The organism is Stieleria marina (genome assembly GCA_007741555.1).
In the GTDB taxonomy this organism is placed as follows: domain Bacteria; phylum Planctomycetota; class Planctomycetia; order Pirellulales; family Pirellulaceae; genus K23-9.
Window position 1 is genome coordinate 4,898,737 of record CP036526.1, and the last position, 17,424, is coordinate 4,916,160.

At 55.8% G+C, this 17,424-nt stretch carries 9 protein-coding genes; 6 read left to right on the top strand and 3 right to left on the bottom strand.

Going from position 1 to position 17,424, the window contains the following annotated elements; genetic code table 11:
• The first annotated feature begins 87 nt into the window (after positions 1 to 87).
• The 4 genes from K239x_RS17305 to K239x_RS17320 all read left to right on the top strand — a co-directional run bounded on the left by K239x_RS17305 (position 88) and on the right by K239x_RS17320 (position 8,040).
• Positions 88 to 3,843 (top strand): efflux RND transporter permease subunit, encoded by a 3,756-nt coding sequence (locus K239x_RS17305; protein WP_145419477.1) that lies wholly within the window; start codon positions 88 to 90, stop codon positions 3,841 to 3,843.
• A 78-nt stretch (positions 3,844 to 3,921) separates the two neighbouring features.
• On the top strand, positions 3,922 to 4,338 hold the full coding sequence (locus tag K239x_RS17310) for a hypothetical protein (RefSeq protein ID WP_145419478.1): 417 nt from the start codon (positions 3,922 to 3,924) through the stop codon (positions 4,336 to 4,338).
• A 222-nt stretch (positions 4,339 to 4,560) separates the two neighbouring features.
• Entirely contained in the window at positions 4,561 to 5,691 is a 1,131-nt protein-coding gene (locus tag K239x_RS17315) for a DUF1559 family PulG-like putative transporter (protein WP_419189088.1), read from the top strand.
• Between the two features lie 345 nt (positions 5,692 to 6,036).
• Positions 6,037 to 8,040 carry an alpha/beta hydrolase family protein gene (locus tag K239x_RS17320; protein WP_145419480.1) on the top strand — a complete coding sequence of 668 codons (2,004 nt, stop codon included), beginning with the start codon at positions 6,037 to 6,039 and terminating at the stop codon, positions 8,038 to 8,040.
• Positions 8,041 to 8,235: 195 nt separating this feature from the next.
• Here K239x_RS17320 and sdhB read toward each other — a convergent pair whose 3' ends face one another.
• The 3 genes from sdhB to K239x_RS17335 form a co-directional block, all read right to left on the bottom strand.
• Positions 8,236 to 9,087, bottom strand: a complete 852-nt coding sequence (gene sdhB, locus K239x_RS17325; RefSeq protein ID WP_145419481.1) for a succinate dehydrogenase iron-sulfur subunit — start codon at positions 9,085 to 9,087, stop codon at positions 8,236 to 8,238.
• Positions 9,088 to 9,224: 137 nt separating this feature from the next.
• Complete coding sequence (gene sdhA, locus K239x_RS17330) at positions 9,225 to 11,198, bottom strand: succinate dehydrogenase flavoprotein subunit (protein ID WP_145419482.1); 1,974 nt, start codon at positions 11,196 to 11,198, stop codon at positions 9,225 to 9,227.
• Between the two features lie 80 nt (positions 11,199 to 11,278).
• Positions 11,279 to 12,196 carry a succinate dehydrogenase cytochrome b558 subunit gene (locus K239x_RS17335; protein ID WP_145419483.1) on the bottom strand — a complete coding sequence of 306 codons (918 nt, stop codon included), beginning with the start codon at positions 12,194 to 12,196 and terminating at the stop codon, positions 11,279 to 11,281.
• 306 nt (positions 12,197 to 12,502) lie between these two features.
• On the opposite strand from K239x_RS17335, the gene K239x_RS17340 reads away from it, so the two are divergent.
• Positions 12,503 to 13,942: a GntP family permease gene (locus K239x_RS17340; RefSeq protein ID WP_145419484.1), complete on the top strand. Its 1,440-nt coding sequence runs from the start codon at positions 12,503 to 12,505 to the stop codon at positions 13,940 to 13,942.
• A 353-nt stretch (positions 13,943 to 14,295) separates the two neighbouring features.
• On the top strand, positions 14,296 to 17,394 hold the full coding sequence (locus K239x_RS17345; RefSeq protein ID WP_419189089.1) for a right-handed parallel beta-helix repeat-containing protein: 3,099 nt from the start codon (positions 14,296 to 14,298) through the stop codon (positions 17,392 to 17,394).
• Positions 17,395 to 17,424 lie beyond the last annotated feature (30 nt).

Consider the following 17,424-nt stretch of genomic DNA (forward strand, 5'->3'; position numbering starts at 1 on the left):
CCCAACTGCCCTATTTGCCAAACATTTGCCGTCGCGACGACTCCGCCGATGCTTGGCCGCTCCCAGCCCTCTGCCTTCCCGTACTTCATGAATCAGCCTCTGCTCCAGCGACGCAGTCCTCTTGGGCTGACCTACGCGTTGTTGATTCTTACCGCTTTCTTTTTTCTGATTCCGTCGGCCTTTCGTGCCGCGCGATTGAGTTTGGGACAGAAAGAAAACGACGTCAAAGATTGGCTGCCTAGTGATTTTCCCGAAACGGCGGAGCTGAATTGGTTTGCCGATCACTTCGCCGGCGAAAGTTTCGTTCTGGCGACTTGGCCGGGCTGCACCAGTGGCGACAAACGGCTGGTGATGTTGGAACAGAAACTGCGCCGCGAGACGACCGGTTTCGACGCATCGGTTGGCATGCCACCCGAAGAAGCCAAACAGTATCAACGCGCCAAAAAAACCGGCGCGGAGCTGGGTTTGCTGCAGACCAGCCGCGAACACGACAATTGGGCCGGTCTGAACGAAAAATGGTTGGCCACCCCCGACGGCACCTGGTACTACCTGACCCGCGAAGGCCGATTGTATCGTTGGGAAGAAGGCGTCAACGGGCCGGCGAAGTTGATCCGATCGATCAAACGCAAATTAGGTCGGCACGAAGTCCAAGGCACTTTCGTCACCGCTTTTGGCGACCAGAAAAGCGATGGCACCAATCCGTTCTACAACGACCCATCGCTGATTTGCGCTTCGTTGTTTCAGAGTGTGCAAACCGGCGATTCAATCGCAGCGGATCTGTCAAAACCCGACGGCGCTCTGTGGCCCGTCGATTTGACCGAAGAAGACCGTCGCCCGATGGTCGCCAAACGACGCGCGATGGAACGACTGACAGGCACACTGTTCGCGCCGGTGGTCGATTCCAAATTTGACTGGTCGCCCGATGCTTTTCGCAAAATCATCTCCAAATCACAAACTGGCAATCTTCCCGAACCTTTCGATCTGCTAGTCAACCAAACATTGCAGCGGATCGCCGACGACAAACTCGATGGCGACGCGGCAACGATTGCGACAGCGGATTCGGAAATTCAAAGCGAGGCGTTTTACGCCGTATTTGATGCCTTGAAATTAACACCACCGCCACGTCAAACGTGCGTGATGGTGACGTTGACGGATCTGGCAAAAGAAAACTTGGCGTTCGCGATCGGCCGCGGCGTCATGGGTGGGCCTCGCGGACGACTTTTGCAGTTAGCCGAAGAAGCCGGCGTCCAACCTGCCTCGCCACCGTCAGTAGCACCGCCCCCGTTTAATCGCGCTGAAGTCGAATCGCTCAGCGGCGCGCCACCTTTGCGAATGGGCGGACCTCCGGTCGACAACGTCGCGATCGACGAAGAAGGGACGATCACGCTGGTACGACTGGTTGGCTACAGCATTCTGGTCGGCATCATTTTGTCGTACATCTGTTTCGGTAGTTTCAAAATCACGCTGATGGTCTTTATCGTCGGCGGCACCGCGGCGATGCTGAGCATGTCGTTCGTCTGGTGGACGGGCGGACGCGTCGACGCGATCTTGATGAGCATGCCGTCGCTGGTCTATGTGCTGGGATTGTCCGGCGCAATCCACGTGATCAATTATTACCGGGACGAAGTCCGCGCACGCGGTAAATCGGGTGCGGCTGGCCGAGCACTGCGACATGCCGCCATGCCATGCACGCTGGCATCGATCACCACTGCGATCGGATTGATTTCGCTGCATTCAAGTAACCTGGCGCCGATCAGCAACTTTGGTTTGTACTCGGCGATTGGTGTGATCGCGACGCTGGCAATTTTGTTTTCGTACCTGCCGGCCTCGCTGGAAGTTTTTGCTCCGAATTTCTTACAAGAAACCAAATCGGTCAAGAAAGATGCTGACAGCACTCACGCGGAACCCGAAGAAGGCTGGCTTTCGGACGCTTGGGCCGCCGTGGGACGATGGATCACCGGTCACCACGCCTTGGTCGCGACCGTCAGTTTGGTAGCTTTAGCAATCGCTTCGTTGGGACTGTTCAAGATCCAAACGTCGGTGCAATTGCTGAAACTGTTTGATCCCGAATCGCGCATCATTCGCGACTACGCTTGGATGGAAGACAACTTTGGCAAACTGGTGCCAATGGAACTGATCGTTCGCGTCCCGCCATCCATGCAAGCCGACACGCAGGGCCAAGTCGACAAGACAGCCGACGCATCGGTTGGCAGCAAAGATGTCAAAGCGCTGTCCATGCTGGAACGCGCTCAGACGGTTTCGCGAATCACCACTGTGGTGCGCAAAACGCTGGGCGAACAAGGACTAGGCGTCGTCGGTCAAGCCATGAGCGCCGATACGTTTTTGCCACCGCTACCGGCACCGACCAACGGTTGGTGGCCCACGATCTCCAAATTCAACAGCGAACTGCTGGGTGGTCGCGACGAATTGCTCAACAGCGACTACGTTCGCATCGAACACGATGGCCCGTTTCGCGACAGCGAACTTTGGCGAATCAGCCTACGTGTCGGCGCGCTGTCGGACACCGACTACGGCTACTTCATCTCGACGCTGCGAACCGTCGTGGAACCTGTCTTGCGAGCACATGACACTCGCGACGAATTGATCGCCAAGCTTGCCATCCAAGGCGAAAAACGGCTTTCCGGTAAAGACAAAGTCTTTGTGATCGGCCGTCGACAACCAGAATCGCTGGCCACAGCAAAGTTGTTTCACCCTGAACTGCTGACTGAACACGAACCGGGCGACCAGTCGACCGACGTGGGCGCGATCGACACGCAAGCGATCTATCTGGCCACGCTGAACGAACTACTGGCCGGAGTCGAAGTCCCCAAACCAAAATGGGTGGACCTCAATTCGCTCGAAAAACCAGCCGAAGTCGGCGGCAAGATTTGGAATTTGATTCTGTCCAAAGCGGACGCCGTGATCTGGGTCGGAGATGAAGACTTGGAAGCCAGCGACATCGCCGGAGCCAAACACTTCATCAACGCGCAAGAGATTTTCCAAAAAGACGTGCATCCGCAGCTGGCTGCTAACAACGTGCCCGACGTCAGCGGCAGCGGTGAAATCCAAGCGATCTACACCGGTGTCATTCCGGTCGTCTACAAAGCTCAGCGAACGTTGCTGTCCAGTTTGGTCCGTTCCATCGCGATGGCGTTTGTCTTGATCGCCCTGGTCATGGTCGTGCTGCTCAATCCGGGACGTTTCCCAATGTCTTGGCTGCGACCGACCAACGCCCTAACGGGGTTGGCGGCTGGGAGCGTATCGATGATCCCCAACGTGTTCCCCGTCTTGTTGATTTTCGGCGTGATGGGCCACCGTGGAAACCTAGTCGACATCGGCACCATGATGACCGCTTCGGTCGCGATGGGCGTGGCGGTCGACGACACCATCCACTTCCTGTCCTGGTTCCGGTCTTACTTGGACAAAGGAATGGACCGAGTCGAAGCTGTAATCCAAACCTACCGCCGCGTCGGTCCAGCGATGACGCAAACGACGATCGTGGGTGGCTTGGGCTTGTTCGTGTTCGCATTGTCGACGTTTACACCGACCCAACGATTCGGAACCCTGATGCTGGTGTTGTTGGGAGCTGCATTGGTGGGTGACCTGATCCTGCTGCCGGCATTGCTGGCCGGGCCACTTGGAAAATGTTTCAAGCCTCGCGAGAGTTCGACGCGGACCAAGTCCCCGGTCGGCCCCAGCCCCTCCGGTGATTCTCCCTCGCCCGACGAAACCAAGAACGAATCGACTGACGAAAGCCAGCTGGACGAATCGTCGCCGCTATTGAAAGTGCATTTCCCCAAACACACTCGCGCCGATCGCCCGCATCGCGTCAAGCGAAACTAGTCCATCTGAATAGTTCCGTTTCGCGGGCTCGATTCAGGCCAGCTTCGTGATTGCTTGTACTTCGAAATTTCGCCGAACGTGACGAACCCTTACGCACCGCCGTCGGCCGAGAGCCAGTTGCCGGCCGCAGCCCGCCGGTCAACGATCCCGCAGACCGTGCGGATATTGGTGACCATCGTCGGCACCAGTTTTGTTGGATTCACATTTTTGCTACTGAATTCCACACCATTGGATAAAAAGGCTGGGCTTCTATTCCTGTTCAATGTGCCTTTCGTTTTGGCTTGGATCGTTTTGGTGCTGCGATCGCATCGGCGAAGCAGGGTTGCTGGGATCGCATGCGGGATCGTGCAAGTAATTATCTCCGCGCTAATGCTGCTGCAAGGCATCGGCGACAAAGAGTTCGTCCTGGGCATCAATCTATTCATTGCCGTCGTGCCACTGATCCTATCCGTATTTAGCCGGCCATCTTCGGAAACGGGATCGACGTTACCTTGATGGCTGTAGGTCTCGTTGACGGCAACCTCCGTTGGCCGGCCTATTTTTGCAATGCCGACAAAGCGGACCGCCACGTCACACGCGGATCCCGCCAGAATCTGATTCGCCCCCTTTCTGCGATCAATGCCCGTCCTAAGTTGGCCCCCATCAAAAGTTGAACACAGTGCCAGGATCAAGGAGAATGCATCCGACGCTTCTCTTCTCACGACAGGTCGCCCAGCAATGCGAAAACGAAATGGAATCACATTCGTCGAAGCAGTAATCTTGCTGTTCTGCATTGTGATGTTGCTAGATCTGTTGTTGCCGGCGATCGGACCGCCAATACACCACGCACGGAAAATGCAATGCGTAAACAATCTGCGTTCACTCGCACAGGCGACTATCGGCTACACGCTGAACAAGAAAGTGCTCCCCGGCCATACGATGGATTTCGGCACATTTAGTTCCGGCGTCGACCCGGGACTCAAAAACGCTGGCGGAAGCCGCATCACTAGTCATCGCAAAATTGGCACCTGGGCCGTCGCACTATTGCCGTACCTTGACCAACAGGCAACTTGGGAGCGTTGGACGGATTCCCGGTACCCGATCGCGTTCAGCGGCGACGAGGAGTTCCCGGTGTCCCAAGGCACTGCCGGAGTCGGTTACTGCGGGCTCTCAGTTCCCAACGTGACAGTTTTTCAGTGCACAGAAGATGCAACCCTGGACAGCCATTCGCTTGGTCGCAACAGCTACGTTGCCAACGCAGGCATGCATCCGGACTCTTCAATCGGAAGTGTCAGCCTGGCCCAGTCGATGTCCGTCGCCAACGGTTTGTTTAACAACAAATTCGCCGGCATCGGTAGAAACGGCAAGCCGATCGCCATTGGCCCCGACGTTCACTTGGAAGACATGATGGACGGATTGGGTAGCACATTGCTGTTAAGCGAGAATGCGAACGCGATGCCTTGGCACCGAGCAGGTTTCTTTGACGCCTCCGACTTGGTAGTTCCCAACAACGCCTCCGAAATTCGATATCCTACATTCAGTCGTTACACGCACGGCCTGGTGTGGCACTATGAAGACGACAGCGCAAACACCAAAGCACCGCCGGTGAATCCGGTTCATTTGGTCAACGGCGTGCCAACCAGCTCCGAATTGGAGACCCTGAAAATGTCGCCGATCAACTGCGCCAATCTGGCGCGCCCCTCGTCATTTCATCAAGGCATCGTTCACGCCGTTTTCGCAGACGGTGCCGTACGAACGATCACTGACTCAATTGACTACCGCGTCTACCAAGCCATGCTGACACCTTGCGGCAGCAAGAGCGACGTCCCGGATCCGACATTTGTCTTGACCGACGAAATCGCAGAGTAGATTCGCCCACCAAGCAGGTCAGCACGTGCTTGATGATCGCGAAGAGCTCTAGCCCCCGACAAGTCTTGCAGCTTGGATCGCTGAAAAACCCATTTGGTAACCCCGGCAGTAATCGAATCGTCGCGTTAAATGTTGAATCAATCGCAATCAACGAAAACAACCGAATTTCCAGACGCATTGCGAAGTATCCGTTCGATCAGCACTCACCGCAGTGCTGGACATTTGTGATCGCACTCGGTTGTGATCGCACTCGGTTGGGTGAAAATTGACAGCGCAGCGACTGCGGACAGTATCATAATCGACTCCCCCCTCCCTCCTTCTGACCCACCAGATCTTTGCAACACCATGATGACCATCCGATCTTTTTTGCAGAGACGTTGCGTACCCACCGCCGCCTGGCTAACGAGTGCTTGCCTGCTGCTCGCCCCAATCGAACTCTCCGCTCAATCCGATACGGTTGGCGACACGACCCAAGGAGACGCCTTGGTCGCGGAGTATTTCCAACTCGAAACGGCGGCTCTGTCGACTGACGTGGTCACACCCGGAATGACACGTGACGAACTGGAAAAGCAACAAGCCATTGATCGATCACGGTTGGCGGACATGTTGGGCTTGGATCCGATGCCCGAACGAACACCGCTGAATGTCACAACGGTCGACTCGGAAACACGCGATGGATTTCGGCTGGAACGATTGCATTTCCAACCTTCGCCGGGCCTGTACGTTGCTGCCAATTTGTACTTGCCATTGGAAGTCGACGAACCGCTGCCAACCATTCTTTATGTTTGCGGTCATTCGCGGCAAATCAAGGACGGCGTTAGCTTTGGCAATAAAGCCGGCTACCATCACCACGGCGTTTGGTTTGCCCGAAACGGCTACGTTTGCTTGATCATTGACACTATCCAGTGGGGCGAATTTCTGGGTGATCATCACGGCACCTATCGTCTTGGCCGCTGGTGGTGGAACAATCGCGGGTACACGCCCGCGGGAGTCGAAGCATGGACCGGGATGCGAGCGTTGGACTACTTGGAAACGCGCAAGGAAGTCGACGCGGATCGATTTGGTATCACAGGCAGATCCGGCGGCGGAGTCTATTCGTGGTGGACGACGGCGCTGGACCAACGAATCAAAGTGGCGGTGCCGGTCGCGGGCATCACGACGCTGCACGACCATGTCGTCAACGGCTGCGTCGAAGGCCACTGTGATTGCATGTTTATGGTCAACACTTATCGCTGGGACTACCCACGCGTTGCGGCGTTGGTAGCACCGCGTCCGCTGCTGATTTCCAACAGCGACAAAGACGGCATCTTTCCCTTGGAAGGCGTCGTGGAAACGCACCGCCAGGTCCGCGACGTTTACCGACTGTACGGGGCCCCCGACAAATTGGGCCTTCAGATTACCGAAGGACCACACAAAGACACACAGGAGCTTCGCGTCCACGCGTTCCGATGGTTCAATCGGTTCTTGAAAAACGAAGACGCACTGATCACGATGCCGGCCGCTAAATCACTGGACTCCAGCGAGCTTCGCGTATTCAATCCACTTCCCGCCGATGAGCGGGTAACGACTGCTGACGAGTGGTTCGTTTCCAAGGCGAGTCAAACGTCCCAGTCGCCCAAAAAACGAATGCAATTGCTGCAAGAGAAAACGTTTGCGGGTTGGCCTTCCGATTCCGATCGGGTTAGTGCCAAACCGGCGAAGATTGTGACACGCTCGCGGGACACGGTGAAATGCGAGATGTACGAATTCACCAGCCAAATCCCCTACCGATTTCAAATGTTCGTCCTCACTGACGCATCGAATTCCCAACCCATTGAAAACGTCGTCATCGAAGCCTTGGATCAGGAACGCTTCGAGCAGGTCGGAAAAGGAATCGGCTTCTTGTTTCAGAAAGAAGGCGGCGAACGCCAAGGAAAAGCCGAGTTCGATTCACTGAAAGCACATCTTTCAAAGTCTCCGCATTCTGTCTTCGTGTTCTTCGCGCCACGCGGAATCGGTGCCACCGAATGGTCACGCAACGAAAGAACGCGAACGCACATTCGACGGCGTTTCATGCTGCTGGGGCAAACGGCCGATTCGATGCGAATCTGGGATGTTCGACAAGCGATCGCAGCAGTCCGCCAGATACCAAATCTTGCTGACGGCGATTTGCGGCTTGTGGGACACAGAAACGCGGCCGCATGGGCCGTCTACGCGAGCCTGTTCGATGAACCCGTCAACGAATTGGAACTGATCGACTTAGCCCCGACCAACCGAGAAGGGCTTTCGCTGCTAAACGTCAGCCGAATCGCCGAGATCGACGATGTCGTGAAGATGGCTGGCGAGCGTGCAAAGCTGATCAAGAACTAGGCCGTGCATAGGGCGTGCACAGTTCGTTGGGAACTAGGGCAACGGCCGTCGGTCGTGGCGATCGGCCAGAGCGTGTTCAGCGAGAGTGTGCTTGGGAGTGCCCGTGGCTAGCGCCAGCGGCTGAAGAAGAACTGGCCGACATCTAACCAGTTCTAGCTTGTGGCTTGCACCAATACGCGACAACCTTGCGCCGGATTACTTATCAAAGAACTTCTTGATCTTGTACATCGTCGCGGCGCGGCCAGCGCGGCCAATTGATGTCGTCAGCGGGATTTCCTTCGGACAAACCGCGACACAGTTCTGAGCGTTTCCACAAGCTTGGATGCCACCAGGACCGGTCAGAGCTTCCAATCGCTCGCCAGCCAATGCTTTGCCGGTCGGATGATTATTGAACAACATCGCTTGCGAGATCGCGTGTGGTCCGACGAATGATTCGTCGTAAGCGGCTTCCTTGCGTGCCTCGAACGCTTCGTCCGTCTCGCCCGCTTCTTTCTTCAGTTCGATCTTCTTGTACTGCGGACAGGCATCGACGCAGCAGCCACAACTCATGCATTGGCTGAGCGGATAGTTTTGTTCCTGTGTGTCACGAAGCTGACGCTCGCCAGGGCCCAAGTTGTAGTAACTGTCGACGGGAACCCACGCTTTGACTCGCTCAAGAGCGCGGAACAATCGCTGGCGATCGACCATCAAGTCACGAATCACTGGAAACTTGCTCATTGGTTCCAAAACCAATTCGTCTTCGTTGTCTTCCAACAAACGATCAACCAATGCACTGCAGCTTTGGCGGACGCGGCCGTTGATCTGCATCGTGCACGAACCACAAACTTCTTCCAAACAGCCACAATCCCAAGTCACCGGAGCGACCTTCTTGCCATCGCTATTGGTAGCCTGCGAAGCGATCCGTTGCAGAACGCTGATCACGTTCAACTCCGGTTCGTACGTGATCTGGTGAAGTTCCCAGTATGGTTTTTCACCCGGACCGTCTTGGCGACGAATGCGAACTTTGATGAACTCGGGTCGTTTCTGCGAGGCGTCGAAGGCGATCATCCGTCGATCCTAAATGGTTGTGGTATCAAAATCTGTGTCAATCATGCGGTCGCGATCAGTCGCAACGCATACGCATCTGGGAATCACGAATCACCCAGCATTGTGTCGTCCAATGCCTTGCGGCGAAGCGGACCGTATCAAACCGTTGCAGGGGCATCTTCTTCACGGGTTCGTTCCGCAAAGACATCTTCGATGATGTCGGCTCCGACCAAACCATACAGGCGTGGGCGAGGCTTGATCGATCCGGTGTCGACGTCTTCGTAAGTCAAGTCCGGCGACTGTGAACCGTCGTTCCAATCGGCGACCGTGCTCTTGAGGTATTTTTCGTTGTTCTTGTCAAATTCGTCCAACCACACTTCGGCTTGCCGACGGCGTTCGCCGGGGTCTTCGGCGGTCAACGAAGGTTTCTGGAAGTCTGGTTTAAAGTGTGCCCCACGGCATTCGTCACGCTGCAACGCACCTTTCAAGATGCACTTGGCGATCGGGAACATATCTTGCAGCGATTTGGCGAAGATCACGTTCTGGTTGGACCAGTTGCCGGTATCCGCCAGGCTGACGTTCATGGATCGCTTGTGCAAATCGTCGACTTTGCCGATCGCTTCGGACAGCTGATCGTTGCGTCGCACCACGGTCGCGACACGAGTCATGATGTCGCCGAGTTCTTGGTGAATCAGATATGGATTCTCGTCGCCGCCCGAGTTGTTGGACAGCAGATGGTCGTGACGCTCTTGTTGTTTCTTTTGCGCCGCCGATTTCATCGCTTCGGTGACATCGCCCGCACCGCTGACCTGATTGGCCATGTACGCGACGATCGACGGGCCGGTGAACAGCCCGGTGAAGATGCACGACAACAGCGAATTGGCACCCAGTCGGTTTGCACCGTGGTAGTGGTAATCGCATTCGCCGATCGCGTAGAGACCTTCGATGTTGGTCATGTGGTTCTGAGGAGCTCCCATTTCCAGACCGCCATCGGCGCTCTTTTGGTAGTCGGCCCACAAACCGCCCATGCTGTAGTGAACCGCTGGGAAAATCCGCATGGGTTCGATGCGAGGATCGACGCCTTGGAATTTTTCGTAAATCTCCAAGATGCCGCCCAATTTGCGGTCCAGCTCGGCCTTGGGAATGTGCGTCAGATCCAAGTAAACGCTCATGCGTTCTTCGTCGATACTCAATCCATCGTTGACACAGATGTCAAAGATTTCGCGAGTCGCGATGTCACGCGGCACCAGGTTTCCGTATTCGGGATACCGTTCTTCCAGGAAGTAATAACGTTCGCCTGCTGGAATGTCTTTTGGCATTCGAGCATCGTGTGGTTTTCGTGGCACCCAAACTCGGCCACCTTCGCCACGAGCCGATTCGCTCATCAATCGCAGTTTGTCACTGCCCGGAATGGCCGTCGGGTGAACTTGGATAAATTCGCCGTTCGCGTATTTAGCTCCGGCCTGAAAACAGCGGCTCGCTGCACTACCGGTACAAAACACGCTCATCGTGCTGCGACCGTAAACCAACCCGCAGCCTCCCGTGCCGACGACAACCGCGTCTGCGGCAAATGATTTGATCTCCATCGACACCATGTCTTGCGCCACGATACCGCGGCAGCGACCGGTTTCGTCTTGGATCGGTCCCAAGAAATCCCAAAATTCAAACTTGCGAATGTTGCCCGCGGCTTCTTGACGGCGAACTTGTTCGTCCAGTGCATAGAGTAGCTGCTGGCCAGTCGTGGCACCGGCAAATGCCGTTCGTTTGTACAGCGTGCCACCGAATCGACGTCGGTCAATGAAACCTTCGCCCGTGCGGTTGAACGGCACGCCCAACCGGTCCATCAGTTCGATGATCTTGGGTGCCCAGAACGCCATCTCTTTGACGGGCGGCTGGTGGTTCAGAAAGTCGCCGCCGTAGACGGTATCGTCAAAGTGTTTCCACTCGTCATCGCCCAACTGCCGTGTCTGATCGTTGCAACTGTTGATACCGCCTTGGGCACAAACACTGTGCGAACGCTTGACCGGCGTCAGGCTGAACAAGTCGACCTTCACACCCAGTTCGGACAATTTCATCGCAGACGCGAGTCCCGCAAGTCCGCCACCGACGACAATGACACGTTGTTCTGGCATAACTCAAACCGCTTGTGAACGTAAATCGAATGTTCTGTAAAACTCTGCCGCAACGACCTCAATGGCCGCCATCGGCGTGCTTAGAGACCGGAGCCATCGGGGGACGACAATTCCAAGTTCTCTGCTTCTTTCTCTCCGCCATCATCGTCGGACTTCGCCGAATCGTCTGCTTTCGCGTCGCTGCTATTGGATTCGCCTTCGGATTCAATCACCCATTGTTTTTCGGGCATGTCCGCGATGAAACCGGCTTCCAAAGCCACTTTGTGCATGCGGTCTTCGACCTTCTTCATCTCGGCAATGTCTTTGTCGCCCGGCGCCACCGCAGCCCACCAAGCCGTCAGGCTAATAACCGCAAGAATCGCACCGAATGCCACGCATATTTTTGAAGCTCGTCCCTGGCCAGCAGGAGAAATCCATAGCCCCCAGGTGATTCCGGCAGTCCACAGACCATTCGCCAAGTGATACACGCAGCTCAAAACACCGATCAGATAAAACGTGGGCCAGATGTATCCATTCATCGCCATCGCCAGTGTGCTGCCTGCATTGTAAGGACGGAAGTTAGCGAAACCGAGTGCGCGGACGCCATCGATCCAAAACTCTGCGTGAAACCAACCGTGCAAATGCAAGATATGAAAGAACAGGAACACCAACGCGACCACGCCTGTCACACGCTGCAGCATGTAGCGGCGGTTGCTGGTGAATTTGTACTGTTGCGAATTATCGCGACCCGTCTTGGAAATCCAAATTCCGATCGCGGCATGAAACACCAAGGGCGCAAAAATCAGCGCCCATTCGATCACGGGCAACAGTTCGCCCGGGGAATGGATCAAGTACACGGCCCGCTGAAACGTTTCGGTGCCGGTTAAGAAACTGGCGTTGGTCGTCAGGTGAACGACCATGTAAAGGCCCAACGGGACGATGCCCAAGAGCGAATGCACGCGTCGAATCAAGAATTCGTTACGCAGAAAAAACGATGTCTCGGGGGTGTTGTCAGTCACGGTTTTCGCTGTGCTCGTTGGGACGCGTTGCAAGACGGCCATGGACGACGTCGATTCGCCGGGGGATCGACCATTGCGTCTGGAGCATTATTTCGCCAGGGCAAACTGGTAGGTCCCACGTCGGCGGATCAGTGCCGTCCGGGGATCACCGCGCCGCGGTCAATCGTTGGTGGTGAACCTCGCTGGTGAACCACGCCGCTGGTGAACTCTGTTAATGTACGACTCGCCGACGTGATCGCATAGGTCGGCTGGTCAGATCGAAATGACAGTTTTCCTTATTTGCCAAACCTTGGGAGAGAATGGTCTATGGACGTGTGGTGGATCGTCGCGCTCTCGGTCGCACTGGTTTTGGTGTCGATCTTGGTTTTCCGGCTGCATGCTTTTTTGACGTTGCTGCTGGCTGGGTTGTTGGTCGCCGCATTAACCAGCACCGCATCGCTGCAAGATTTCGCTAACGCCGAAGTCAGTCGCGACAATCTGTCATCCACGCAAGCCGAAAAATTTGTCACATCCAGCGCGCCCGCTCGTCTCACTACGGCTTTTGGAGAAACCGTTGGCAAAATAGGCATTCTGATCGCAATGGCCAGCATCATCGGTCAGTGCCTGTTGGAATCCGGAGCAGCCAGACAGATTGTTGACCGAATGTTGAAAGTGGTCGGCCCGCGGCGAGCCCCCGAAGCGCTGGCGGCCAGCGCATTCGTGCTTTCGATTCCCGTTTTCTTTGACACGGTTTTTTACCTGATGATCCCGCTCGCTCGTTCGCTACGCGAACGCGTGGGCAAGGATTACGTGCTGTTCATCCTGGCGATCTTTGCCGGCGGATCACTGGCGCATTCGTTGATCCCGCCCACGCCTGGACCGTTGTTGGTTGCCAAAGAATTTAACGTCGACTTGGGAGTCATGCTGCTGGCCGGTTTTGCCATTGGCGGCTGCGGAAGCATCGTCGCACTGTTAACCGCCCGACTGATCAACCGTTTTGTCGACGTCCCATTGCGATCGGGCGCTGACAGTGAGTCGGCGGAACCGGAATCCATGATCGACGATTCTACACCGCGTCCGTCGCTGATCGAATCGCTGATCCCGATCCTGATTCCTGTCGTACTGATCACGGTGGCGTCCATGTTGTCCTACGCGATCAAATCGGGATCGATCGAAGCCAACACCTTGACACGAGCTTTTGGGTTGTTGGGCGACAAGAATATCGCGATCTCATTGGGAGTCGTGTTTGCACTGACTTTGACACGGTACTGCCAAACTGAAAAACGCAAATCACTCGTCACGCGCTCGCTGGCTTCGGCGGGCAACATTATTTTGATCACTGCCGCGGGAGGCGCGTTCGGAGCCATGCTGCGACAAGCCGGTATCGCGGGGGCGGTCACCGAAATGGTCAAAGACGTGCCCGCGATTTGGCTGCTGCCGGTCGCCTTTGCCGTCACCGCAGCGATCCGAACGGTCCAAGGAAGCGCAACCGTCGCGATGATCACGTCGGCAGGCGTCTTGATTGGACTTGCCGACGCACAAGGCTTGCCGTTTCACCGCGTGTATCTGTGCATGGCGATCGGAGCCGGCAGCAAACCGATCTCCTGGATGACCGACAGCGGATTTTGGATCATGACCCGAATGAGCGGCATGACGGAAACCGAAGGCCTGAAAACCATTCCATTGATGAGCACCGTCATGGGCATCGCCGCGCTGATCTTCACCATGATTTTCGCAACGCTGGTACCAGGCGTGGCTCCGCAATAGACCTTTCGGCGTCTGAATTGCGGCCACGGATGTGAGCGGCCAGAAAAATCGACTCTGGTAGCTTCGGTGTGCTTCCTATCGCTCCCTGCGAAACACGTGTTTCGCGGCGAAGAAACAGTTTTCGCAGAGCCACCGGTTGCGGTGAACCGATCCACACCACAGCAAACCTTGCGTGTTGCGGTGGGTCGAACCATGATCGACGGCAGTATTCTTAGTGAATTTAGCTGCTGCTGGCCTCCCTTGCGTCTGACGTCGTCATGTTTTTCTCGCTGCCGAACCGCCCAACTCCCTCGCCCCGCCGCAACAGGCGGCCACGACGAAGCCGAGTTGAACGGCTGGAAAAACGCAATTTGTTGGCGGGCGAAATCATCGAACTCACTCTCGATGCATCGCAAGAGGGAGTTTCGCTGCGCGACGACCCCACGTCGCCAGACTTTAGCGTCTTCGTAGGCGATCGCTTCTCGCTTGACTTTGGACACCGAGACCTTCGCGAAGAAGGCGGAGGTCTCTTTACGGCATACATCGACACCATCATCAGCGACGCATCGGCGATTCGCCCGGTGCTCTACGATTCTCAGGTGGTCAGTTTTAAGAATTTGGTGGTAGACGATCCTGGCCAAATCGTTATCGGCGCCCCTGGTTACGCTCCCGTTTCATTCTCACTGACTCGCAGTGCGAACGAGTTGAAGAACCTCATCGAACAGGATTTTGGGTACGGCGAAGGAAACGTCGAGGTGATCTTCCGTACCGACTTCGGCTTTCGCGCCGACATTGAGATTAATTTCACCGGCGAACAATATGAATTCGTCGACGTCCCCGACCTGACGTTTGATGTTTCAGCGGTGAACGTCGACGACCCGGCAACGACCTTGGTCGACTCGCTCCCACCCTATCTTGACGGTGACAAAACGCGGATCAACCCGGAGTCATTTGTCCGCTACGCAACTTTTCATCGCCCGTTTTATTCTATACGATCTTTTCGAAAGGGTTCTTTCTCCACGACCGCCGAAGAGTCGATTGATTACTTCGGAGGTGTTGGATTCAATTACATCGATCCTGCCGCTGAGACCAACGCTCTCTTTAGCGCTCAGTTTGTTGCGATTGCTCCTGCCACCGACGTGACATTCCTGCTGGACGATGCGTACGACAATTACCGTGAGTCGTTTTCGGCATTTGGGTATGAAGGCCCCGTGCCAGCGGAACTGATTTTGATTGGCGACGATGCATTCTTGCGGGGTGACTTCATCGTTCGCCCCGAACTCCATCGTTCATTTACGGTCAACACCACCGCAGACACCCCCGATGCCAACTTGGGCGACGGCGTTGCTGAGGATTCGTTTGGTTTCACAAGCCTGCGGGCTGCGATTCAAGAAGCTAACGCGTCACTTAACCCCGAGTTTGGCATCGATCAAATTGATTTCGATCTCCCCATCGCTAGCCCGCCGGTCATCGAAGTTTCATCGGCATTGCCTGCGATCACCGAATCCGTGGTGATCGATGGGACGACTCAATCAGGCTTTGACGGTTCGCCAGTGGTGCAGCTCGTCGCCACCAGCCGCATCGATGCCGGACTGGAATTGGCCAGTGATCGCATCACCGTCAAAGGATTGTCCGTGTCGGGTTTCCAATCAGGCATTCATATCTCTGCCGGGGACCGCAGCGAGGTATCAGGCAACTATCTGGGACTATCGCCCGACGCGGCCGCTGCCCCGAATCGCTACGGGCTCAGAATTGATGGTGGCTCCAAATCGACGGTCTCCGGCAATGTCATCAGCGGCAATGATCGATCGGGAATGATTATCTCAGGCGCCGACACCAGCGAGAACCAGATACTAAACAACTTGATCGGCCTCTCACCGGACGGCGAAACGGACCTTGGAAACGCCGGGGCCGGCGTCGCACTTTACGGTTCTTCCGACAACACACTCTCCGGCAACGTAATCAGCGGCAATGGCGGATCGGGCGTGATCCTGTCCGGCAGCCAAACGAATTTCAATGTGCTGCGCGATAACCTGATCGGCACATCGGCCACGGGCGACACTGCAATTGGAAACGGCGGCAGTGGCGTCGCTGTCTATAGCGGATTCAACATTATCGGCGACGACGACGGCGGCAATGTCATTTCAGGTAATGACGGATCAGGGATTCTGCTGCAAACCGAGGCCAACGATACACAAATCGCAGCGAACAAAATCGGCACTGACATCTCAGGTGCGTTAGCAATTGGAAATGGCGGGCATGGAATTAATGTCTACAGCGTCAGCAATGTGATCGGCGGAAACGCCGCGGACGCATCCCACGGTAATGTGATTTCAGGCAATGCCCTGCACGGCATCAATCTGGGATCCGATTCAGCGGATTTCAATCGCATCAACCGGAACCTTGTCGGCACGGACATTGCCGGCGACTACGCCATCGCCAATGGAGGACATGGCATCCAAATCAATGGCGGCGATTTCAATTCGATCGGCGTGAACGCGGCAAACGTTGTCAGCGGAAACAATCGCAGCGGAATCGCGATCAAATCCAACGCGGACAACAATCTGATCTCGTCAAACGGGATTGGCATGTCTAGCGACTCCACCAAACCAGTCGCGAATCAAGGAGCCGGTGTCATTATCGCCAGCCAATCATCCGGCAACTCAGTCCAGTACAACACGATCGCCGGCAACCAAGGCCCCGGGGTCATCGTGTCCGGGACGGATAGTTCCGGAAATGGAATTAGTTACAACCAAATTGGGGTCACTCGCGAAGGCCTAGTCGTCCCGAACGGTGCCTATGCCGCTTCGATAAGATCCAACAACAATTACATCACCCAAAACACAGTCGGTGGCTCGCGCATCGGATTTGATGTCGCGGGTGACAATGCGTTTGAGAATACGTTTGCCGCGAATAGTGTTGGCACCGACGTCTATCAAACGGCGGACTTTGGAATGCAAATCGGTGCACGCTTTCGTGACGGAGCTGGCGACAACAGTATCGGAGGTGTCATTGCCAACAACGAAATCGGCGTGCAAATCACAGCCGACGCTGGCTTGGGCAACGAAATAGACGCGAACGCGACCTTCTTTAATAACTCCGTGGCAAGCGTTCAGGACCTTGGACCGAGTGCGGCATTCGCGACTCAACAGGCTTCGATGGATGTCAGCGGCGACGGGTTGGTCACGCCAGCGGATGCACTGCAGGTGCTGGACATGCTCGCCAATCAAAATGCAAATGGCGAATCCGCTGCCCGGCAAACACTTCGCGCCGATGTGAACGGCGATGTGAACGGCGATGGCACGATGACTCCCGCCGACGTCCTGGAGGTGCTGAACTGGCTAAGCGATTCCTACGCTCGTCGAAATCCATCTCCAGCCCCCGGCTCACAATCGCTCACGGCCAATCAGATTGATTCGGCATTTGCTGACGATGCAGAAGACGACTTCGCAGTCGAAGCCATGCTGTTCTAGACCGCCGCCAAAGTGGTAGGCACATTCCGC

What these genes read in the sequence shown, in the direction of transcription:
- K239x_RS17305 (WP_145419477.1), top strand. Translation starts at nt 88, where the DNA reads ATGAATCAGCCTCTGCTCCAGCGACGCAGTCCTCTTGGGCTGACCTAC.
- K239x_RS17315 (WP_419189088.1), top strand. Translation starts at nt 4,561, where the DNA reads ATGCGAAAACGAAATGGAATCACATTCGTCGAAGCAGTAATCTTGCTG.
- K239x_RS17320 (WP_145419480.1), top strand. Translation starts at nt 6,037, where the DNA reads ATGATGACCATCCGATCTTTTTTGCAGAGACGTTGCGTACCCACCGCC.
- sdhB (WP_145419481.1), bottom strand. Translation starts at nt 9,087, where the DNA reads ATGATCGCCTTCGACGCCTCGCAGAAACGACCCGAGTTCATCAAAGTT.
- sdhA (WP_145419482.1), bottom strand. Translation starts at nt 11,198, where the DNA reads ATGCCAGAACAACGTGTCATTGTCGTCGGTGGCGGACTTGCGGGACTC.
- K239x_RS17340 (WP_145419484.1), top strand. Translation starts at nt 12,503, where the DNA reads ATGGACGTGTGGTGGATCGTCGCGCTCTCGGTCGCACTGGTTTTGGTG.